At 37.3% G+C, this 21,197-nt stretch carries 21 protein-coding genes; 4 read left to right on the top strand and 17 right to left on the bottom strand.

Going from position 1 to position 21,197, the window contains the following annotated elements; genetic code table 11:
• Positions 1-62 precede the first annotated feature (62 nt).
• The gene (locus tag P3F81_RS11975) at positions 63-497 is read right to left on the bottom strand and encodes a HutP family protein (protein WP_147669547.1); all 435 of its coding nucleotides are present in this window, start codon (positions 495-497) and stop codon (positions 63-65) included.
• Between the two features lie 239 nt (positions 498-736).
• Between P3F81_RS11975 and P3F81_RS11980 the strand changes: the two genes are divergently transcribed.
• Positions 737-1,453 carry a phosphatase gene (locus P3F81_RS11980; RefSeq protein WP_147669546.1) on the top strand — a complete coding sequence of 239 codons (717 nt, stop codon included), beginning with the start codon at positions 737-739 and terminating at the stop codon, positions 1,451-1,453.
• 26 nt (positions 1,454-1,479) lie between these two features.
• The gene (locus P3F81_RS11985; RefSeq protein ID WP_147669545.1) at positions 1,480-2,811 is read left to right on the top strand and encodes an anaerobic C4-dicarboxylate transporter; all 1,332 of its coding nucleotides are present in this window, start codon (positions 1,480-1,482) and stop codon (positions 2,809-2,811) included.
• 57 nt (positions 2,812-2,868) lie between these two features.
• On the opposite strand, the gene P3F81_RS11990 is transcribed toward P3F81_RS11985, so the two are convergent.
• From P3F81_RS11990 to deoC, 5 genes are all read right to left on the bottom strand, one after another.
• On the bottom strand, positions 2,869-4,659 hold the full coding sequence (locus P3F81_RS11990; protein WP_147669544.1) for a heme NO-binding domain-containing protein: 1,791 nt from the start codon (positions 4,657-4,659) through the stop codon (positions 2,869-2,871).
• A 111-nt stretch (positions 4,660-4,770) separates the two neighbouring features.
• Entirely contained in the window at positions 4,771-5,235 is a 465-nt protein-coding gene (locus tag P3F81_RS11995; RefSeq protein ID WP_147669543.1) for a GNAT family N-acetyltransferase, read from the bottom strand.
• Positions 5,236-5,243: 8 nt separating this feature from the next.
• Positions 5,244-5,657: a cytidine deaminase gene (locus P3F81_RS12000; RefSeq protein ID WP_147669542.1), complete on the bottom strand. Its 414-nt coding sequence runs from the start codon at positions 5,655-5,657 to the stop codon at positions 5,244-5,246.
• A gap of 12 nt (positions 5,658-5,669) precedes the next feature.
• Positions 5,670-6,998, bottom strand: a complete 1,329-nt coding sequence (locus tag P3F81_RS12005) for a thymidine phosphorylase (protein WP_147669541.1) — start codon at positions 6,996-6,998, stop codon at positions 5,670-5,672.
• A gap of 60 nt (positions 6,999-7,058) precedes the next feature.
• Positions 7,059-7,727 carry a deoxyribose-phosphate aldolase gene (gene deoC, locus P3F81_RS12010; RefSeq protein ID WP_147669540.1) on the bottom strand — a complete coding sequence of 223 codons (669 nt, stop codon included), beginning with the start codon at positions 7,725-7,727 and terminating at the stop codon, positions 7,059-7,061.
• Positions 7,728-8,124: 397 nt separating this feature from the next.
• On the opposite strand from deoC, the gene P3F81_RS12015 reads away from it, so the two are divergent.
• Together P3F81_RS12015 and P3F81_RS12020 are read left to right on the top strand one after the other, a co-directional pair.
• Positions 8,125-9,786, top strand: a complete 1,662-nt coding sequence (locus P3F81_RS12015) for an ATP-binding protein (RefSeq protein ID WP_147669539.1) — start codon at positions 8,125-8,127, stop codon at positions 9,784-9,786.
• 328 nt (positions 9,787-10,114) lie between these two features.
• Positions 10,115-11,278 (top strand): GNAT family N-acyltransferase, encoded by a 1,164-nt coding sequence (locus P3F81_RS12020; RefSeq protein WP_147669538.1) that lies wholly within the window; start codon positions 10,115-10,117, stop codon positions 11,276-11,278.
• Positions 11,279-11,461: 183 nt separating this feature from the next.
• On the opposite strand, the gene P3F81_RS12025 is transcribed toward P3F81_RS12020, so the two are convergent.
• The 11 genes from P3F81_RS12025 to P3F81_RS12075 all read right to left on the bottom strand — a co-directional run bounded on the left by P3F81_RS12025 (position 11,462) and on the right by P3F81_RS12075 (position 20,701).
• Positions 11,462-12,340, bottom strand: a complete 879-nt coding sequence (locus tag P3F81_RS12025; protein ID WP_309320433.1) for a hypothetical protein — start codon at positions 12,338-12,340, stop codon at positions 11,462-11,464.
• A 110-nt stretch (positions 12,341-12,450) separates the two neighbouring features.
• Positions 12,451-12,573 (bottom strand): hypothetical protein, encoded by a 123-nt coding sequence (locus P3F81_RS12030; protein ID WP_309320434.1) that lies wholly within the window; start codon positions 12,571-12,573, stop codon positions 12,451-12,453.
• On the bottom strand, positions 12,548-12,940 hold the full coding sequence (locus P3F81_RS12035) for a hypothetical protein (RefSeq protein WP_309320435.1): 393 nt from the start codon (positions 12,938-12,940) through the stop codon (positions 12,548-12,550). Before P3F81_RS12035 ends, P3F81_RS12030 begins: the two co-directional genes overlap by 26 nt.
• Before the next feature lies 1 nt (position 12,941).
• The gene (locus tag P3F81_RS12040; protein WP_309320436.1) at positions 12,942-14,180 is read right to left on the bottom strand and encodes a hypothetical protein; all 1,239 of its coding nucleotides are present in this window, start codon (positions 14,178-14,180) and stop codon (positions 12,942-12,944) included.
• Between the two features lie 13 nt (positions 14,181-14,193).
• A complete protein-coding gene (locus tag P3F81_RS12045; RefSeq protein ID WP_309320437.1) occupies positions 14,194-14,895 on the bottom strand; it encodes a hypothetical protein in 702 nt (233 codons plus the stop codon).
• Complete coding sequence (locus P3F81_RS12050) at positions 14,892-16,043, bottom strand: baseplate J/gp47 family protein (protein WP_309320438.1); 1,152 nt, start codon at positions 16,041-16,043, stop codon at positions 14,892-14,894. Before P3F81_RS12050 ends, P3F81_RS12045 begins: the two co-directional genes overlap by 4 nt.
• Complete coding sequence (locus tag P3F81_RS12055) at positions 16,043-16,453, bottom strand: GPW/gp25 family protein (RefSeq protein WP_309320439.1); 411 nt, start codon at positions 16,451-16,453, stop codon at positions 16,043-16,045. The genes P3F81_RS12050 and P3F81_RS12055 overlap by 1 nt, the downstream gene beginning before the upstream one ends.
• Positions 16,454-16,464: 11 nt before the next feature.
• Positions 16,465-17,076, bottom strand: coding sequence for a phage baseplate assembly protein V (locus tag P3F81_RS12060; protein WP_309320440.1), 612 nt, complete (start codon positions 17,074-17,076; stop codon positions 16,465-16,467).
• A complete protein-coding gene (locus tag P3F81_RS12065) occupies positions 17,055-17,846 on the bottom strand; it encodes a hypothetical protein (protein WP_309320441.1) in 792 nt (263 codons plus the stop codon). Before P3F81_RS12065 ends, P3F81_RS12060 begins: the two co-directional genes overlap by 22 nt.
• Before the next feature lie 15 nt (positions 17,847-17,861).
• Positions 17,862-18,461 (bottom strand): hypothetical protein, encoded by a 600-nt coding sequence (locus P3F81_RS12070; protein ID WP_309320442.1) that lies wholly within the window; start codon positions 18,459-18,461, stop codon positions 17,862-17,864.
• Entirely contained in the window at positions 18,458-20,701 is a 2,244-nt protein-coding gene (locus P3F81_RS12075; RefSeq protein ID WP_309320443.1) for a phage tail tape measure protein, read from the bottom strand. The genes P3F81_RS12070 and P3F81_RS12075 overlap by 4 nt, the downstream gene beginning before the upstream one ends.
• Between the last annotated feature and the right edge of the window lie 496 nt (positions 20,702-21,197).

Genomic DNA, 21,197 nt, shown 5'->3' on the forward strand with positions numbered 1-21,197 from the left:
CCGATTATACCATGTCTTTTAGACCGGATAAAGTAACCCTCTTATAAAATATTCCCTTAATCCTAGATCTGTGCATTAGTCAACGATCGATGCGCCAGCCCTACACACAGCTCATTTAGATTCAATATACCGACGCCCATATAAATCGCTACACACAAATGTTCATCGTAACGCGCAATTCCAATTTTTCCGCCTACATTAAATCCAATCGCTTTTGTTTTAACTTGTTCTAATGCCGCAGCTGCCGCACCTGCGACAGCCCCCGCACCAACATGATTATTTGGAACTAAACCTTGCCTTTGCGCAGCTACAACTGCCCGCTCAACAATTTTCCCAATGGAATGTACAAATTCACCACCAAAATCTACAGCAGTCGCTTGAATCCCCTGCGTATTCAATATCCGTTTTACTTCATTTTCTTCTATGCGACTTGCTGTGACGGCAATTTTTAATGCTGCTCTGCCAATATCAATGCTCGTATATCCAGAATCGTCCATTTTTTTGCACTCACTTTCCTATTTAAAGTATTCATAAAATCTCCCGAATATGGCTATTTTATCACTAAGAAGGTTTATCGCCAATAAAAAATACCAAATATTACTCTTGATTAGCCTAGCAAAAATAAAATATAATAATTATCTGTGTGCAAATTGACAAAGCCTGTTGAAAGCTATAGTATCTTTTTAGACAATATTTACACTTATAAAAAAAGAATTCACGCAAAGGATGAATCACTATGAAAGATATTTTAGATATGCATACTCATACAATTGCCAGTGGGCATGCTTATAATACAATTCGTGAAATGGCACTTGCTGCAAAAGCCAAAGGATTAGAAATCTTAGGAATTGCTGAACATGCACCAAACATGCCCGGCACGTGCCATCCATTTTATTTTTATAACCTTGAAGTTATCGACCGCAGTGCTTATGGCATTGAACTATTCCTCGGGGCAGAATTGAATATTCTCGATGAACAAGGCAGCATTGACTTGCCAGAAGAGCTATTATCGCGGATTGACTATGCAATTGCCAGCTTTCATGAAATGTGCTGTCCGCCTACAAATAAAGAACAAAACACCAAAGCAATGATTAATGCAATGAAAAATCCATATGTGAACATCATCGGTCATCCCGATAATGGGAATTATGAATTAGACTATGAAGCCATCGTTCTCGCAGCAAAAAAATATAACGTTTTACTTGAAATCAATAATAGTTCTATGCGTCCAACGAGCAATCGTCCAGGCGCTTTAGAAAATAATCGAAGAATACTTACATTATGTCAAAAACACAATGCATCGGTTATTTTAGACAGCGACGCACATTCCGAAATGGGTGTAGGCAATCATCAATATGCTTGGCAATTAATTGAAGAGCTAAACTTTCCTCAGGAGCTAATTGTCAATGATTCACGCGAAAAACTGATGCGTTTTCTAAAAAAACGCGGTTAAATCGATATCCATAGGGAGGAACTTTTTTGATCACTTTACAACTCTGTGTAATACTTGCCTGTCTAGTCGTCGGTACTAGGTTTGGCGGTATCGGACTCGGACTGATTAGTGGGTTCGGAATCTTTACCCTTACCTTTGGGTTTGACATGCAGCCTGGCAAACCACCTGTTGATGTAATCTTAACAATTTTAGCCGTAATCAGTGCTGCTTCCATCTTGCAAACTGCCGGTGGACTAAACGTACTGCTTCAATACGCTGAACATTTGCTAAGACGCCATCCTTCGTATATAACAATCTTAGCTCCATTAACTACATGGCTATTAACAATACTTTGTGGTACAGGGCATGTTGTTTACACAATGTTTCCAATTATTTATGACATCGCAATCAAACAAGGAATTCGCCCCGAACGACCAATGGCTGTAGCTTCTATAGCCTCTCAAATTGGGATTGCGGCATCCCCTGTATCCGTTGCAGTCGTTTCAATGATCTCTATTTTTGCTGCAAATGGAATTGAAGGAATTGGCATCTTACAATTATTATCCATCTCTGTTCCGGCTACATTCATCGGTATTTTTGTGGCAGGCTTGTGGAGCATGAGGCGCGGTAAAGATTTATCTATCGACCCCGATTTTCAGGCAAGAATCGCAGACCCAGAAGAAAGAAAATTCATTTTTGGCGATACAACAAGTCTATTGGGGAAAAAGTTGCCAAAAGAATCTTATCTTTCAATAGGAATCTTCTTTCTGGCAATTTTAGTCGTTGTTATCTTTGGTGCTATGCCAGAACTTCGCCCGATTTTTAGCGATTCTGGAAAACCACTATCAATGAATCTAGTCATTCAAATGCTTATGCTAATGGCAGGAGCTTTAATTTTAATGACTTGTAAAGTAAAGCCTACAGATATTTCTCACAGCAATATCTTTCAAGCAGGCATGATTGCTATTGTATCCATCTACGGGATTGCTTGGATGGCTGATACATTTTTTTCGGCACATTTTACTTTACTCAAAACGAATTTAGCCGATTTCATTGTCGGGCATCATTGGGCATATGCACTCGTATTATTCATCGTCTCGCAATTGGTCAACAGCCAAGCTGCAGCGTTAACAGCAATTGCTCCAATGGCGTTGCATCTCGGCGTGGAACCCAAGATTATGGTTGCATTTTTCTCCGCTTGTTACGGGTACTTTATCTTACCTACTTATGCAAGTGATCTTGCCTGCATTGGATTTGACCGTTCTGGCACAACGAGAATCGGTAAATTCGTAATCAATCATAGCTTTATCATGCCCGGCATTATTTCTGTTGGAACAAGCTGTATTATCGGATATATTTTAGCAATGTTATTTTTGTAAAAAGCACAAAATGCACCTCAAAGTGAGGTGCATTTTTTATTTATCTATGTAAAAACTCTAAACTTTATATTGCTCAATTCCTTTAATAAAATGCTGCGTCATCTTTTTAAATTCCGTGATTTTTTCCATCATGTCATGCAATTTTTCATTATAAACATGTACAGATGCGCTAACTTCCTCTGTAGCCGCAGAATTCTCTTCTGAAATAGCTGCAATTGACTCAATTTTGCTATAAACAGCATGAATTCCCTGCATCTCTTGCTCAAGCTTATCAATCATATCCACAATGTTATCCGAAACTCCACGAACATTTTTTAAGCACCGCATATTATCGTCAACCACGCCCATTAGCTGACTACTTTCCTGCGCTAGGACTTCATACTCTGTATCGACATGGCGCACAACGTCTTCAATTGTATGCGTAATCACCTGAACATCCGCAGAAATAATTTTTGACTGTTCTTGTGACTGCTCTGCTAGCATTCTAACCTCTTCGGCAACAACGGCAAAGCCCTTGCCTTGTTCGCCCGCCCGCGCTGCTTCAATAGCCGCATTTAGCGCTAAAAGATTCGTTTGTCCCGCAATAGATGCAACGGTGTTTGTGATCATTGTGATTTTTTTCGCTTGCGTACGCAATCCCTCTACAGATTGTTTTACCAATGCAAAATTGTCCATGCTTTCATTAAGTTTATTACTGGAATTTCTTACATTTGAAAATCCATGATCAATTTCTAGAACAGCCTCTTTTAGCTGTTTATTATTTTCAATTTGTTCTTTAACTACATCTTTAAAGGTTTCAATATTCCCATTTAAAATTCCAACTGCTTCGGTTGTATTTTCAGCCTCATGCATTGCTGAAGCCGCTACGTCATTTACCACCTTTGTGATTTCATCAGAAGTCCCACTCATCTTCTCCGCTAAAGCATTAAATGCATCGCCATATCTATCTAGTTCATCCCCCGTCCCTTTAAATCCAGTAAACTCACGACGTATTGTTTGCTTATATGTATTGATTTTATTTCCTATCCGCTCAAAAGCATCACCCGTTTTTATCTGCATTAAGGAAGAATACTGATGCTGTAAGAGTTGATCCACCTCATTTTCAATATCCTGTAACGGACGTGCAACCAACCAACATCCTATAAATGCCGCTAAACCTGCTGGCAAAGCTGCCCATAAAGGAATAGAATTCGTCAAAAACTGTAACGGTAATAGTGCAATAAATGCAATTGCCACTGTCAATAATCCACATTTCGAAGCTAGCCCGGGTAAAAATTTTAAAGCATAATTCATTTCATATGCTTTTATACGATGAATCTCATAGGGAAAGCGAAGTTTCAATTCTAACTCTTCACGTTCCTTTTTCAACACCGTAATCCCAATCTTTTCATTATAATGCTGTGCTGCGCCTTCTAAAAGCCCCCGAAAATAATCGAACATCGCTCGCTTTGATTTATAACTAAAAATCGCTTCATTTCCTGAAACAACATGCATTCTCAGATCAGGCGGCTTTGCCCCAGGAATAATCCGCATAACTTCAATATGTACATCATACATAGATTCTAAAAAGGCATACAAATTATTTCGTTGAAAAAAAGCCGGATATGCTTCAAAAAAAGTTTTTATATTATCTTTCCCTATTGCATGCCATACATCACTTATTGGCAAGCTCATCTTTTGTGAAATTAAATGTATCATTTTTTGAGGTATGTGATCCTCTATATCCTCCGTCGGTAAAAAGACATGATCTGATCCATAGCCAATTTGTCGCAAAACTTCACTAACTAGACTTTCTCCCCATAACTTTCTTGCTGTACGTACCCATGTTGCTACAATTGTCCCCTTCATTCTTTCACTCCATTCTGACTAAGCATCCATTTCCTAAATTATACACTTTTCTTTCTCATTCGTAAATAAGAATTATTATTTATAAAACGTTATTTTATTATATTTTTTAAATTAACAACTTTGTTCTTCCAGCTTTAAATGCAAAATAGGAAAAGCCCTCCCCTGTTCATCTAGTTCAGACCTACTTTCTACCTTAAATCCAACACTAAGATAAAACTCATATGCTTGCGGATTCTGCTCATTGACATCTACGCTCGTTACCTTGCATTTACGAATCGCATAGTTGACTAGCCCTGTACCAATTCCGCGTCTGAAAAAATCGGGATGAAGAAACAGCATCTCGATTTTTTCTTTTTCTATTCCCATAAAGCCAACCACCTTAGTATCTTGACTTTGTACTATAATTAACGTTTCAATTCCCATGATCCCCATCTTTACATAAGGGATTAACTCATAAACATCTTTTTCTGTTAAAAACAAATGCGTTGCTTCCACGGATTTCTGCCATACTTGAAGCAACTCACAAACTAACTTTTCATCTCGTTTTTTTACTTCTTTTAAATGGTATTCGTTCATATTTCTCCTCAAATCCTCACGGTATTTTTCCAATTACCCTTTTGCAAATCAGCCTTAGCAAAAGAAAAAGGGAGCAATTCATCTAAGTAGACAACTTTTTCATCTCCGTTTAAATTCGCCATGACAATCTTTTGAATCCCAAATTCTGCAATTACCTGCCTGCATGCACCGCAAGGTGAAATAGGACCTTTCGTATCGCCAATTACCGCTAAAGCTTTAAATTTAGTTTGACCTTCAGAAACTGCTTTAAAAATTGCTGTTCGTTCCGCACAATTTGCCATTCCATAAGAGGCATTCTCTATATTACATCCACTATAAATCTTGCCATCCTCCGTTAATACCGCCGCCCCAACTTTAAAATTCGAATAAGGTACATATGCATTTTCCCTAGCCCGTCTTGCAGCCTCTATCAATTCTTTCATGAAATCAACACCTCAAGAATGAAATTTTTCTACTTTACCTTTCTCAACGCGAGCAAAAATCAAAGGTTCCTTCGCTGGCTTATGCGTGCCAATCGTTAAAGCTTCCTTATATAAAGATTCTGCATCCGCAAGTACCCCCTTTTTCGAAGTATAAAACACAGCCAACACATCACCAACTTTGACATAATTGCCAACTTTTTTTCGCATGATGATTCCAGCTGAAAAATCAATCACACTTTCTTTCGTTTCTCTGCCCGCACCTAGAATCACTGAAACAATACCACACTTTTCAGTATCCATTTTTTCGATATATCCCTCTTGCTGAGCAATCACTTCATGTAAATAAGGCGCCTTAACAAATTTCTCTGTGTTAAGAATTACCCCTGTATCTCCACCTTGAGCATCTACCATTGCAACAAGTTTATCAAAGGCCGAACCGTCTCGGAGTGATTTTTCCGCCATTTTCTTGCATTCTTCCAGACTTCCTTTTCCCGATAAATACAGCATATTTTGAGCCAACGTCAAACAGACTTCCGTCAAATCCTCCGGCCCTTTTCCTTTCAATGTATCGACAACTTCAATAATTTCTAAAGAATTTCCAATCGCATTTCCAAGCGGAATATCCATATCCGTAATCAAAGCAACTGTGCGTTTTCCGGCCGCCGCTCCAATTGACACCATTTTTTCTGATAATTCAATCGCATCATCAATCGTCTTCATAAATGCGCCACTGCCTTTTTTGACGTCGAGCAGAATACAATCGCTTCCTGCAGCTAGCTTTTTACTCATAATGGATGCCGCGATTAGAGGAATGCTACTTACCGTTGCCGTTACATCCCGCAATGCATACAATTTTTTATCAGCAGGTGCAAGATTTCCCGTCTGCCCGATTACACTAAGCCCATGTTTATTCACAATATCAAAGAATTCTTGCTCTTTAAGTGCGGTCCGCATATGTGGAATCGCTTCCATTTTATCAACCGTCCCACCCGTATGCCCAAGTCCACGCCCTGACATCTTCGCAACTTTACCTCCACAGGCCGCAACAATCGGCGCAATCACAAGCGTTGTCTTGTCTCCTACACCACCAGTACTATGCTTGTCCACTTTGACTCCTTCGATTCCAGATAAATCAATGCAATCTCCGGAGCGCGACATGTAATCAGTAAGTATAGCTAACTCTTTATCACTCATCCCATTGAGATAGATTGCCATAAGCATTGCTGCCATTTGATAATCTGCAATACTTCCTGCGACATATCCGTCAATCATAAATGCAATCTCTTTATCATTTAAAGCAAAATTATCACGTTTTTTTGCAATTAAATCATACATTCTCACTAGGCATCCCCCTAAAATAATTAATTTCTACTGTCCACACACCACTAATACTTACTATTGCTACTTTTCATCCCAAGCTTCTTGACTGCGAAACAGTTGAACCGCAGAACTCGTCCCAATCCTGTCGCAACCTTCACCGATAAAAGCCTCTAAATCCTCGATTGACCTTATACCACCAGCTGCTTTAATCCTTACATTCTTGCCAATATTCTGCTTAAATAAGCGAATATCATTAAGTGTAGCTCCACCTATGCCAAAACCAGTCGAGGTTTTAATAAAATCCGCTTCCGCCTCAGTGACTGCTTTGCACATTGCAATCTTTTCCTGCTCTGTTAAAGAGCACGTTTCAATAATCACCTTGAGAACTTTAGTTCCAACAGCTTTTTTTAACGTTCTAATTTCTTCTGTAACCTTATCATAATCACCATTTTTTACATCTGTGAGGTTAATTACCATATCAAATTCATTCGCTCCATCAGCTAAAGCCTGTTCAACTTCCGTCAACTTAGCCTTAGTAGTGCTATAGCCAAGCGGAAATCCAATAACCGTACAAATATTAATTTTATCCCCATATTTATTATGAATTCTTTTTACATAGGATGGAGGTACGCAAACAGAAGCAGTCTTATATGTAATCGCCTCTTCACATAATTTCTCGATATCTTCCCAAGTTGCAACTGCTTTTAATAATGTATGATCTATCCGTCTCAAAATTTCCGATTCTGTCATTTTATCATCTTCCTTCTCGCTTTATTAAGCTCATACTAACATAAAAAAAATTGTATCTCAATAAGATAAAATAAGACTTGATTTCGGTGAAGTTTTCACTCCGGCTGAATCTTAGACGCTCTTATTTAGGAAATTAACCAATCTTAGCTTAATATACCCTCAAAATAGCAAATTCATCATTTAATTGCGCTAACAAAGATTTTATTTCCTTTGAAGTAGTAAATATTTTTAGAGCCACAAAAAAATATATAAATTCACAAAAAAATATATTTTCTCCAATTTTTTGACATGTTTTTTCTTATTTTCTATAAATCGGGCAGGAAATGTTTATTTTATCAAGAAGTTTATAACACTGGTACAACTTCATAAAATTTTACAAATACACTTAGGAGTTTATATGGAGACTATAAATATTCCCGTGATAACCTCATTAGCAGGTACAGCCATGATTGTCGTTATATATATCTATCTTTACTTTCTCTATGAGGAACGCTGCATTGGTATTTGGGCAATTGCCTGGACTACTCTCTTTTCTCGTTACGTTTTTTTTGATTCCGGATTATTAACCTGGCAAGACTCCTTCTTCAATTTTTTTGTATTTCAATCTCTTATTATCGCTAGTTGTCTCTTGCTGGTTCGTGGTATATACGACTTTATGGGGAAGCCTTTTGACAAACAAAAACTATTTGGTGGTATTATCCTGCTAACAGTTTTAAATACATTTACCGATGTGATTGCTCCTTCACCACAAATCAAACTTTTATTTCCGCTAATTGTCGGCAGCTCTATCGGCCTATGGATGGGCGTAATTTTTATTCGATTAAAGAATCTTCAAGGAATCGGACACCTTTTTACTGGATTTGCCTATATCGCATGGAACCTCTTTAATTTATCATATCCATTTAATATTTTTTCACCCCTTATCGCCAATTACAGCTATATTATTGGGGGAACGCTTCGCCTCTGCATTGGAATTGGAACTTTACTCGTTTATTTCGAAAAAGTTCGCAATGATTTAATAAAAAAGGAGCATGAAGCACGCCTATTTGCAGAAAATGCATCGGATATTATTTATTATGTTGAAATGTATCCAACCTTTAAAATTAATTATATTAGTCCTGCTGTTCTTCAAGTAACCGGCTACACAGTTCAGGACTTTATGAAAAACCCAACCTTTTATTTAAAAGTCATCCACCCTGAAGATAGAAAATTAATAGAAAGATTTATTCGTTCAGCCCCAGACAATATTCAGGATACATTACTGTTACGAATTTTTGATAAAAACAAAAAAATTATTTGGCTAGAACAAAAAGTTGTCCCTGTTTATCATAGAAATAATCAATTTATCGGAATCCAAGGGATTATTCGCGATATTTCTGAGCGAAAAAACCTAGAAAGACTTTCATCAGTTCTTGATAAAATGAGTGCTGTCCGCAATATGGCTGCAACAGTAGCCCATGAAATTCGCAATCCGATGACAACAGTTAAGGGATATCTTCAGCTTATGTCGCGAAAAAATAAATATCAAAGCGACCATGATAAATTCAAACTTATGATTGATGAATTAAATCGAGCAAACCTTATCATCTCCGAATATTTATCCGCATCACGAGAAAAAGTAATTCTTCTTAAACCGTGTGTACTAAATGATATTATTCTTACTATATTACCGCTACTTGAAGCTACAGCAAAAGATAATTTTGTAACAATAAAAACAAAATTATCCGAATTACCAAAAATTCCGTTAGATGAAAATGAAATTCGCCAACTTATTTTAAACATTGTTCGCAATGGAGTTGAAGCTATGCAAAATGGTGGTTTTTTACACATAGAAACCGTTTACAACAAAAATCAAGTAGTTTTATCCATTCACGATCACGGAACCGGAATCCCAGAGGAAATATTAAACAATATTGGCACTCCTTTTTTTACTACAAAAGACACTGGTACCGGTTTAGGACTATCCGTATGTTATCAAATTGCTGCTCGGCATAATGCCAATATAAAAATTGATACTAGCAACCTCGGTACTACATTTCATATCTGCTTTGACCTTTAGACTCACAAAAATTAATAAAAAGCTCATGTTTTCGCTTGAACAAAAGCGAAAGCATGAGCTTTTTATTTTTTATCCGATAATTAACCTACGCTAGCCTCTCATCTGCTATAAGTGAAAGTAAAAAAGGATATCCCTTTAAATAAAATGCGACTAGGATTCAGGTGATATTTTTATTCCATCTGAATCCTAGTCGCATTTTACACCCCTTTTTTTGTTAATACAAGGATTATTTTTCCATACCCATAATCAAACAATTGGAGGTGGTGAAAATGTAACTTTAACTTTTATACAACTATCAAAAAAATTTTATTAACAAAGGGGTATTCATATGCAAAAAAATCAGAATTTATTAACAAATGATGAATCAACAATTTTATTAAAGGTAGCACAAACTAACGCTGAAAAAGAGGCCGTTTACAATTTTCGCTATAACGTTTACGTTGAAGAAATGGATAAACATCGTATTGACGCAGATCTAAATCACAAAATGATTTCGGATCTTTTTGACGATTGGGCTATCAATATCTACGCTGAGAAATCTGGCAAAATCGTTGGCGTCAACCGCCTAAATATTGCCCCAGCGAATAAATTTCCTAAAGATATCATTCAAACTCTCGATTTAAAAAGATTTATTCAATTAGGGGGATTAGAAGAAAATGAAAATATAACCCTAATGACAAAATTAATGGTAGACAAAGCTTTTCGCAACTCACCTCTTCTCTATTTATTAATGAAAAAATCATATGAACTCTTCGCTGAATATGATATTCAATTCGGGTTTGGTGGCTGCAACCTGCATTTATTACGTCTCTATGAACAAATGGGACTGCACCGCTATGCAGAAAACTTTATTGATGGTGGCTATGGACTATTATTTCCTATTGTTATGCTGGCTGACGATGTTGACCACTTCCGTCGTGTTCGTTCGCCTTTATACCGTCTAGCACGCAAAAGAACAAATAAAAATTTAGATAAAGTTACTTGGTTTCACGAAACTTTTCAAAATAATTCAAATATTATGAATAGCCAAATAATTAGTGCCGACGCACTCTGGGATTTTCTTTGCCGAACGTTAAAAGCCTCACCAACAAATATTTTACCAATCCTTGATGGCTTATCGGTTGAGGAGGCAAAAATATTTGTTCATAGCTGCGGAATTATCATTCAATGCCAACCAAATAATTTGCTCACACTCCAAGGCGAAGTCAGTTATTCTCATACAATTTTATTGAGCGGGAAACTACAATCTAAAACAATAATAAAGCCCCAAAAACATTACCTACCTGGAGATTACTTCGGCGCAAACGGATTAACAGAGCAAAACAAACATATTGAAGATATTGTTGCCATCGCTCCTTCTCAAATTTTAGTCTTAACCGGGCTTGGATTTCAGCGTTTTAGTAACAGTAACTTTGAAATTGCTCATAAAATAGTGAAAAACTGTCGTCAAATAAGTTATCATTCTCCCTATAAATTAACCGTTAACGAATAGAAAAAGTAAATCTTAGCCTTTTGCCAGTCCCCTCCTATAGGTATAAATGTAAAACCACGAAACAAAATCTTTGATTTTGTGTGAGGAATTTATTTCTCTAGATGAGATAATTGTTATCAGAGAAAATTAGAAGCCCATTTCTCGCTAAGCGGGAGATGGGCTTCTATTAATTAAAGTTTAGCTTTAAAATTCTAATACTGTAATATTAACATCAGCAAAATTTACTCTTTCATTCGTACAATTGACTAACGCTAATTTCTTCTGATGATTCCCCGTTTGCACAATTGCTGTACCCGCTAAAGTTACATAATCTTTACAACATCCCATCGTCTCTGTACTCATACCTGGATATATCCTATCATCTACTAAAAATTTTACTGCAATATCCTTAGAACATCCATGGCTGCAAATCGTAGCAGTAATATTACAATTAATTAAATATGATTTATGGGCCGCCAAATGAATAATCGGTTGCCCTTCCGTATGCTGAATAGATGTACCTCTTTTTACCACATTGTTTTCTAATGGTACTAACTCACGGGCTTCTACAGAAATGCACTCTAAGCTATTGGCAAATAAATAATCATGCTCACAATCTTTACCTGTAGGCCCTGTGGATCCGGTAGCTCCGGTGGCTCCGGTAGCTCCTGTGGCTCCTGTTGCTCCTTTTGCTCCGGTTGCACCTGTTGCTCCTGTAGCACCTGTTGCTCCTGTTGCTCCTTTTGCTCCGGTTGCCCCTGTTGCACCTGTTGCTCCTGTAGCACCTGTTGCTCCTGTAGCACCTGTTGCTCCTGTAGCACCTGTTGCTCCTGTTGCTCCGGTTGCTCCTGAGGCTCCTGTAGCTCCTGTAGCACCTGTTGCTCCTGTAGCTCCTGTGGCACCAGTGGCTCCTGTAGCTCCTGAGGCTCCTGTTGCACCGGTGGCTCCTGTTGCTCCTGTAGCTCCTGAGGCTCCTGTAGCACCTGTAGCTCCTGAGGCACCTGTTGCTCCTGTAGCTCCTGAGGCACCTGTTGCTCCTGTTGCTCCTGTTGCACCGGTGGCTCCTGTAGTATAAGCGCGCAAATAGTTCCGGAAAATTTCTCATTTGGTTTTAAAAAAAATTTTTAAACTTTTATATTTTAGAAAACCCATTTTAAAAGGTCTTAGAAACCTCTTTAAAATGGGTTTTAATATTATTTTTTCTCTTGCGAATCTTCTGTTGTTTCTGCTTTGTAGTCAATGCATTTCTCATTCTTGCAAACATTGTCTACGAGTTTGTGTGCGCAAAAACTACACCGTTTCGGTACTTGCAACATTCTCAATCTCCTCCTTTTCAGTTTGATAGGATGCTTGTAACTCTGCAAAATCATTTCGTATATCGGCGATAAGTGCTATATCATTGCGTAGTTGTGCGATGTTCAATGATTTTTGCAATTCGGCTACTGCTGTTTGGTAGTCGGATTCTAACTTTGCTAGTTGTTGCTGCTTTTGGTGTTCTGCCTGCTGTGCTTTGTACTCGGCTGATTGAATGAGTGCGTTATAATCGGATTGCAGGTATAATTTTCCGTCGTACATGATTGGTTCTGTCTTGGTCTGACCTGTCCATTCATATTTTTTCGCTAGCTTTGCATTGTTGGTGTATCTGCCGATTGTGCCGTCAGACAACCTTTCACAATAAAACATTTTATATTTCCCCTTCCGCGTAAATAAATTTAATAGTTAATCCTGTATAAACGGGGTCATGACTAATTGTGACAACATCGTTTTTTAAAACAGGTATATATGTGCTAGCATCAGAAGATGTGTGGTAGTAATTAGACATACTTCCTAATTTGCTACTACTAATAGAAACAAACCTATTTTGAGTAGTTGCACCCGTATTCGTTGCAATTTTTGCGCACACATACCCATTTGCAGGAGCCGTATAGGTAGTTGTTGCGCCTGCATCTACAATAGTTTCAAACGTTGATGACGGCATACTCATACTAGCTATGATTTTTTTGCCTGCTGACGTAATATTTGATAAGTCAGTAGCTGCTTTCGTAACTAAATCCGCTGCTAGCTGTGCCATATCAAGATTGCCCACGTTTGAATTTGTACCGAATGCTTGGACTACCCAAAGGCGACATATTGACTGCGGTTGTACGGTTGTTGATTTTCCGTAGATGGCGTTTGATAGTGATGCATCAAAGTTGATTTTTTGTGCATAATTGTAGCTCCCTGTACCCACATTACCACGGGTACCAGTTGTAACTACATCGGAGAATGCCCCTTCTGTTGCATTCGTCATGAAATTGGATGCCGTGCCAGTAATATTCGGCAAACCAGCTTCAAGCACAGTACCTACTTCATCAACACTACTTGCACCACGCACCCACGTAGTCATGAGTGGCACCCTAAAATAAGTATCATCCACATCTGCATAGAACGGTACTTCACGACCGCCGCTTGCAGTAGATATTGCTTGCCATTCTGTTTCGGTTTTTATCAGCGACGGATGGGTTTGTACCCATTTCCATAAGTCTTCAAATGTTGATTTGGGATATTTGCCACCTAAAAGAGGTAATTGACCTGGCTGTAGTTCGGTATATGGAATTGTATATTCAAATCCGACTGGAAGTCCTGCTTTTTTCGTTGCTTCTGTAATTGCCGTTCGAATATCTTCGTGTGAATCTGAATCTGTGTTGTGTTTATTAAATGCATTTTGATGTGCATATTCATCCTGATTATGATTTTCAACAGTATCCATTTTTGAAATTTCTTCTGCCAACTTTTCTATTTTCAACTTCAAAAATTTAGTTCTATTAGCTAATTCTTTATGCGGTCTATTATCAACACCATCCGCGCCACCCATGACTGGATCATCTTCTTCAAGCTGATAAATTCCTTCAATCCACTCATTTACTTCAGCTAAATTTGCCATTTAAAAACCTCCTTTATGTACCTTGTACTTTTAAATTTACTTTACCATTTGCAATATCATAATAAGGTTGCAATGAAATACGTTTCGGATCATGTTGAATCTCTCCACTATATCGCTTTAACCCATTATGCTTAAACTCAAAAGATTTATATTCAAGAATCAAATTTCTTGGTTTTGCATGACCAGCTTTAGATTTCATAATAACATCAATTAATATCATAAAATCTACTGGCGCAAACTGTCTTCCTGCTTCAAGCGATATCGTAATGTCAAATTCAGCCCAATGTGTATTTGTACCAGCATGACGACATACTCCGTTATATCTTTTTCTTCCATCATGAAAAGCTCTTTCAACAATAACTTCATAAATAACTGTATCTGGATAACCGATTTTGCTAAGTGTATTCTTTACACCCGGATTCGTGCCACCTTCTAAATAAGTTATATATGCACTTTGTACCCTTCGCCGATAATACTTATTTTGTTCTTCTGGATACCGTGAAATACCACGATCATTCCCATGTAAATCAATTGCCTTATCGTTGCAGGTTGCAACAATCCTATTTCGTCTAATTTGAAATATTGCTATTTTAATACCATCTAATATAGAACCTAACATATTAGTCCACAACTCTACATCAGAAACTTGTCCGCTTTGATTAATTTTAAAAGGGCGATTAATCAGTTTATATAAATATTCACTAAAATTACTCATGTTAAATTCACTCTTTTTACAGTAATATTTATCTCATTTCTGCTGATTAAATCACCACTTTCTACTAATACATCATCTACGGGCGAAGCAATAACAACATTAAAAACCGAATCAATCCCCATTAAATATTTATTTAATCTAGCATTATAAAAGCCTCTGCCTATCTTTTGAATTGAAATATCTTTTTTATCTTCATCTGGTACAAACATTGCCTGAGTAACTTTTACCCCCTCTGCAATTGTTTCTTCGGTATCCCCCTCATCAATTGGTAGCCAGAGTTCTACAGTTATATTAATTGGAATCAAATTTGGCTCTTTTACTAATACATCTGAACATTGTGGTCGTTTTGTTTCTATGTAATCTAACACCGCTTTTTTTAATGCTTCCGTTGGCACACCATCCGAAGAGGTAATAATTACATCAACCGTTCCCTGCCCTCTTGGATGCATATCATTAACAGCAACATCTAAAACGCCAGTGACACTTCTTGCCCAGGACTTATAAGCTAATGCAGTTGAACCAGTCGAAAGCTCATTCCATCTAAGAAAATAACGTTCCCTTAAGGATTCATCATCCTCCTCATTCGTCCCCTCATTAACTACCCAATCAGCATCATTTGAAACGGATATACCATTAATATGTGTTACCAATATACTAATTGTTCCCTGCCCTACGTTATATTCTGCTCCTTCAAATTCAGCTTGGCATTTTACTGCAATCTCATTACAAGATTCTTCAAGTATTACCTCTTCAATAACGAAATAACGTAATTCTTCTCCTTTTGCTGTCATAGGTGTTTTTACAATTGAGCCACTTTCTATCTTTATCGCACCAGTAACAGCTTCATTTCTTATAAATTTAACATTACCTATTGTCTTTGTTGCCAAATGTCGTTGTACATCAACATCTTCAGCTATAAAATCCAGCCATTTTCCTTTCGCTGTTTTCGCATAAGAGTTAGGTAAAATTGTTTCATAAATCAATTTATATAAATCAGCTAATCCTTGCATACATAGTGCTGCTAAATTTTTAAAAACCCCACCCGTATTCCAGTTAGTTATACTACTTTCAGACATCTTTTCTCTTGCTTGTGTCATTAATTCCTCAAAACTTTTTGCTCCTATTAGCGATTTAAAATCTACATTCATTAACTCACCTCCCCCTCAAAAGCATTCGGACTATAACCCAAAACCATATTTAAGCGGTTGCTTCCATCAATAGGCTGACAAGATGCTTTTACCTTTACACTATGTAAATCCCATTCAACAACTTTTGCAATCGCACTATTCGCCACAACTCGTGGATCAGCTTCAATCGTTAAGACAATTTCAAGTTCAAGCGACAGGCGATTTACTTCATTTATTTCATTTTTTAGATATTTATAAATATCTACTCCATACGTTGGCTCATACCATAAATCACCTTTGGGAGTAGTTAAAGCATGACGTAAATCTTGTGCTAAACAATTTCTACCGCTTACTATCGCGGTATCGCCAGTAGCTAAAGTTTGAAATTGGGTTGAAAATGCCATATCTTTTCCCAAATAACCAGTATCCATAACGCTTCCTCCTATCCAGTGAATACTTGTTTAGAATCATGCCCATCCATCTGTTGGCTTGGTACACCGCTTTCGCCGTGTGGTGTTGGATGGGTATGACTATCAAATATACTTTTCACAATATCTGCAAAAGCTACAGGATGACTGCCTGATACTAAAAATATCTTTTCCATTGTCTTTATGTGGATATTTGAATTTTTATCAACCTCAATCCTAACACCGTCTTTTTGCTGAATAATTAAAGAACCTAAAGCATGCTTCGGTACTTGAAAGCCTTCTCCTAAAATAGCATCTACATATGGATGCGAGGGATCATTATAATAGTAAGCAATTCTGACTGTTGCCCCAACCTCTGGCAAACAGAAAATTCCTCTCTGATTGCCAGCCCAGCAAACAGGTATTTCGACATCAGGTATAGTTGGATTTTCGTCATCAATACTCCCATCTGCTTTTAATGGTTGCACATCAACACTATAAACTTTATGAAATGCGTCAATATTTCCACCCGCCTCATTTACTTTTACCACTTTAGCTTTTAACGGAAAGTTGTATCCATTTAATTCTGGAAAAAGTTCTTTTATAATCGTCTTTAATGTAGTTGCTAACTCCTGAGTATTCGCCATTGTGCTTCAACTCCTGTCCTACCTTCACCATGTTCATAAGTTATACGTTCAATTTTAGCTAGAACCTCATTATCCCAAAAACGACTATCTCTTAAAATTACAATTTGAGAATGCCGAATAAAAGGTAATAAAAAGGTTTTTAAAGTTCCTGTTTCTTTATCTGAAGGCTTCAATTCTAATAAACTAATGCCATATTCTAATGTAGCAATTGGACTGCCTCCATTATAGCGATTTGATTTCTCCCATAAACCCCAGTAAAAATTACCTTCTGGCTCAAAATAATACTTCCAGTCAAGTCCCCATGATTGATTTATATACTTGATTAATTGAATTACATTGAGATTTTTAACAACAAAATGATGTTTTAGTGGAAGCTGCGTGTTATCCAATATAAAATTGCTAATGCCAGCTTTCATTAATGCATATTTAACAATTTCTTGCGGGCTAGCATCTACAAATGATTTTGTAATTGTAGTTTTTTTTAGAAATTCCATCATATCTTTAGCATAAATAACTACATTACGCCCCCATGATATATCAAATACTTTTCCCGCAAATACTGGCCATGTTCCTTTTTCTCTATACCCCATAAAAGTAATGACATTCATGTCTTTTACTATTGAAGAAACTTCAACCCCTTCAGCTGGTATTGATATTTCTGCGGTATCTACAGGATTTATACTAGAAGAAATTACTTTGACCTTACCGGTCTTGTTCGTCGTCCATGGGCCAACTGTTACATTGACAAAAGGAGCAATATATTCATACATATAATCACCACCATACTAATCATCATCAATAGCTGGGCTATCTATATATTCACTCTTTTTTAAATCACCCATTGAAGAATATGTATTATAGTCAGCTTTCTTAAAATCTGCCATTGTTACTTGTGAAACTTCGGTTGTTTTATCAGGAATAACTACATTTGAATTTGTCGGTGGAATATATGCTTTAGCTTCTGCTTCGACTAATGCAGGCTTATATTCTACAAAAGAAAGCGCAGCTTCAATTGTGTTATCTTGATTGGTTTCTGATGTTCTCAGTTCTGAAAACAACACCTCTCGAATATTCCATTTTGTTACGTGTCGATTTACAATTCGATATACATAAGGTTTTGCACTATTGTCTATATTATGAAAAAGGCTTGTTAACACATCTAATTTTTCATAACAATCTGAATTATCATCAGTTAAAAGTCTTATGCTAAGCGTAATCTCTGCATCTTCATATCCTAAGGGCTGCTTTCTTTTTCCCGATGAACCTGGAACATCTTTTTCATCAAAACGTAATTTCCCGCCAACTTCCATTCGTATAAATGTGCCCGGTAAAAGCGTATCATTTAATTTAATATCTCCTGCCTCATTCGTAATAACTTCCATCATCCACCAACCTCATCCGCAAATTGCTTCAATGCTCCAAAAAAATCATCTGGTTTATTCATGTTCTCAACTTCTATTGTAATTGGGCCTTGGAAAACGATACTTTTGCCACTTCCTCCTTGCCCACCTTTAGGTGGTTTTGGGAATAAATCATCAATATCTAAACCATCTCCAACAGCATCATGCAATTTAGGTGCTTCAATAGTTACCCCTTCAGCAATTGTAGACATTAATTTTTTCCCGTTGTGGGTAAGCTGGGAAAGCGGGCCTTCTTTTGCATCTGAAAAAGGAAGCATATTTCTAATCCATTGCAACCCTTCTTTTACTGCTTCAGCCGGGCCGGAAAGTGCTGACCGAATACCGCCAGTAAACGCTTCCCAAAGTGCTGCTCCACTATTAAAAAAGGTTGTCATCATATTATCTATCCATGCCAAAGCTCCGTTAATGCCTTCTTTTATACAAGATAAACCGCTTTGAAATACTTCGACAATTACATTCCAAGCATTTTGTGCTGCAAGCGAGATAATATCCCAGTTTTTCGCACAATAATATATAGCTAAAGCCAAGGCTGCAATACCAAGTACAATCCATGTAATTGGATTTGCTAGTAATGCTATAGTAAACGACCAAACGGCAGCAATCATTGCCGGGATTGCCGTAACCGCTGTCATAATTGCCTGCCGTGCCATCATTGCTAGTCCTATCGTCATTTGCTTTAAACCTTGCGCTCCTGCCATAGCTGCCGCTGCCGAAGCACGCCACATTGAAAGAATAAAAGTTTGCATTGAAGCAGCACATCTAACTACCGCTGCTCGTCCTGACATAAATGCACTAATTAACTTTATCTTTAAATTTAATAAATACGTAATGACCGCTTCACTACGTAAGAGATTAAAAAACCACTTTGTTCCTTGTCCAATTTTTACAATTGCTCCAAGTCCACTACCCGCTAAAGTTAACACCCCACCTATAATGGCTATTACTGGAGCAATCGCACCTAAAGCAACTGCACCTAATACCGTAAAAAGAACTATATTCTGTGTCATCTGTGGATGAAGCTCCATAAATGAAGTTGCTAGATTACCAATCCATTCAACATTATTCATAATTCCTGGTAAAATTTCTTCCATCAATGTTTTGTTTCCTAGAATTTTTTCACCAAATTGTATTTTCATAGCTTCTAATTTATTCATAGCAACTTGCATCCTTGCACTACCAGTATCCTCTAATATTGCTAATGCCTTTGCAGTTTCACCTGTTGCCCCCGTCACCTCTTGTAATGCAGATTTCATCCCATCCGTTTGATCCATTAGTAATCCAATAGCTCTTAATCCTTCATCACCAAAAGCCGATTGGAAAGCCATTTGTTGTTCTTGAGTCATACTAGAGAAATCACCATATTTATTTTTAATGTTTACTATAGTTTCAGTAAGATTAATTCCCCCATCGGCAGTACGGGCAATTGAAAATCCTAAATCTTGAGAAGCTTTATTCATCTGCCGTAAAGTCGCTGAAAAAGCTGTTCCCGCTGCACTTCCCGTAATACCTAAATTATTCAATTGCCCAATAACCATATTTAATTCTTCAACAGAAACCTTATAGTTTTTTGCTGATGACATCGCAGCAGCCAGCCCTTCACCTAATGCCCCTAAATTTTTCACTTGGTAAAGTTGCATAGTCTTTGTCATAACATCGCTAAGATGAGTCATTTCTTGATTTGCATCACGTGTTTTATCACCCATATTATTATAAATTTGTGATAAAAGTTCTGCTGCGCTTCCCGCTTCCCCCATATTTGCTTTTGCAAGAGCTAAAGCTGACGATGTACCTGCAATTGCCTGTATATCATTTAACCCTGCCGAAGCCATCTTTGTAGTTGCTTGTAAGTAGCTTTCAGCTGAATCAGTATGCGACTTCGACCAATTAATAGCTGCCTGTTGTGTAGCCTTTAAAGATTTTTGCATACTTCCCATTGTAGAAGTCGTAACCGTTTGAAGTTGCGCTGTTGCATCTTCTATTTTTGAATAAGGTTCTGCTATACTTAAAATTCCAGACTTCATCTTATCAGCAGCTACACCAATTGCAGCTGCACCAACGCCCATTTTCATTCCATAGTTTTGCATACCATTTGCTTTGTTTAGCATTTTTTCAAAGTTTATCACCGAACCAGACATTTTTTTAACCGGTCCAGTTAATTTATCTACAACAGAATAAATTGCTGCTAGCTTAAATATTGCCTCCATTGACAAATCCGCTCCTTTCTGTTAATTTAGAAATAAATAGAAACGAATAAAAAGAGGTGTTAAGCATGACTTCTGCTTTGGCTTTTTTCGGTCTAGGTTCAGTAATTGGAATTACATTTGTACTTCTATTAGTTGTGCCGCTTTTTCTTTATATTCTTTATCAAATCGGATACACTCTTTATATCTGGAGTTACGTTCTATTTCGCGGAATTGACCCACGTACTGGAAAACCTCCAAAAGTAATTGAAAAAACCTCATAAAATATAACTTTTTAAAATTAGGACGGCAAATCTGCCGTCCTTTTTATTTTTCAAATACCTTTTCTAACGCCAATAATATACCAGTTTTAATATTTTCAGCGACTTTCTTTTCTAAGAAATACGCTTTAGCAGCTATATCATAAAACTGTTCATCAGGCAAAGCATCAATTTCTGTCTGCGATAACCCAAAGTGCTTTGCAACAAAAATTTCAGCCTGCTCTATACCATTTTTCTCA

It is taken from the genome of Selenobaculum gibii, from assembly GCF_030273445.1.
Classification (GTDB): Bacteria; Bacillota; Negativicutes; order ICN-92133; family ICN-92133; genus Selenobaculum; species Selenobaculum gibii.

Bases quoted from the DNA above. Each gene is read 5' to 3' on its own strand.
- P3F81_RS11975 (WP_147669547.1), bottom strand. From the start codon at position 497: ATGGACGATTCTGGATATACGAGCATTGATATTGGCAGAGCAGCATTA.
- P3F81_RS11980 (WP_147669546.1), top strand. From the start codon at position 737: ATGAAAGATATTTTAGATATGCATACTCATACAATTGCCAGTGGGCAT.
- P3F81_RS11990 (WP_147669544.1), bottom strand. From the start codon at position 4,659: ATGAAGGGGACAATTGTAGCAACATGGGTACGTACAGCAAGAAAGTTA.
- P3F81_RS11995 (WP_147669543.1), bottom strand. From the start codon at position 5,235: ATGAACGAATACCATTTAAAAGAAGTAAAAAAACGAGATGAAAAGTTA.
- P3F81_RS12000 (WP_147669542.1), bottom strand. From the start codon at position 5,657: ATGAAAGAATTGATAGAGGCTGCAAGACGGGCTAGGGAAAATGCATAT.
- deoC (WP_147669540.1), bottom strand. From the start codon at position 7,727: ATGACAGAATCGGAAATTTTGAGACGGATAGATCATACATTATTAAAA.
- P3F81_RS12015 (WP_147669539.1), top strand. From the start codon at position 8,125: ATGGAGACTATAAATATTCCCGTGATAACCTCATTAGCAGGTACAGCC.
- P3F81_RS12020 (WP_147669538.1), top strand. From the start codon at position 10,115: ATGCAAAAAAATCAGAATTTATTAACAAATGATGAATCAACAATTTTA.
- P3F81_RS12030 (WP_309320434.1), bottom strand. From the start codon at position 12,573: ATGTTGCAAGTACCGAAACGGTGTAGTTTTTGCGCACACAAACTCGTA.
- P3F81_RS12035 (WP_309320435.1), bottom strand. From the start codon at position 12,940: ATGTTTTATTGTGAAAGGTTGTCTGACGGCACAATCGGCAGATACACC.
- P3F81_RS12040 (WP_309320436.1), bottom strand. From the start codon at position 14,180: ATGGCAAATTTAGCTGAAGTAAATGAGTGGATTGAAGGAATTTATCAG.
- P3F81_RS12045 (WP_309320437.1), bottom strand. From the start codon at position 14,895: ATGAGTAATTTTAGTGAATATTTATATAAACTGATTAATCGCCCTTTT.
- P3F81_RS12050 (WP_309320438.1), bottom strand. From the start codon at position 16,043: ATGAATGTAGATTTTAAATCGCTAATAGGAGCAAAAAGTTTTGAGGAA.
- P3F81_RS12055 (WP_309320439.1), bottom strand. From the start codon at position 16,453: ATGGATACTGGTTATTTGGGAAAAGATATGGCATTTTCAACCCAATTT.
- P3F81_RS12060 (WP_309320440.1), bottom strand. From the start codon at position 17,076: ATGGCGAATACTCAGGAGTTAGCAACTACATTAAAGACGATTATAAAA.
- P3F81_RS12065 (WP_309320441.1), bottom strand. From the start codon at position 17,846: ATGTATGAATATATTGCTCCTTTTGTCAATGTAACAGTTGGCCCATGG.
- P3F81_RS12070 (WP_309320442.1), bottom strand. From the start codon at position 18,461: ATGATGGAAGTTATTACGAATGAGGCAGGAGATATTAAATTAAATGAT.
- P3F81_RS12075 (WP_309320443.1), bottom strand. From the start codon at position 20,701: ATGGAGGCAATATTTAAGCTAGCAGCAATTTATTCTGTTGTAGATAAA.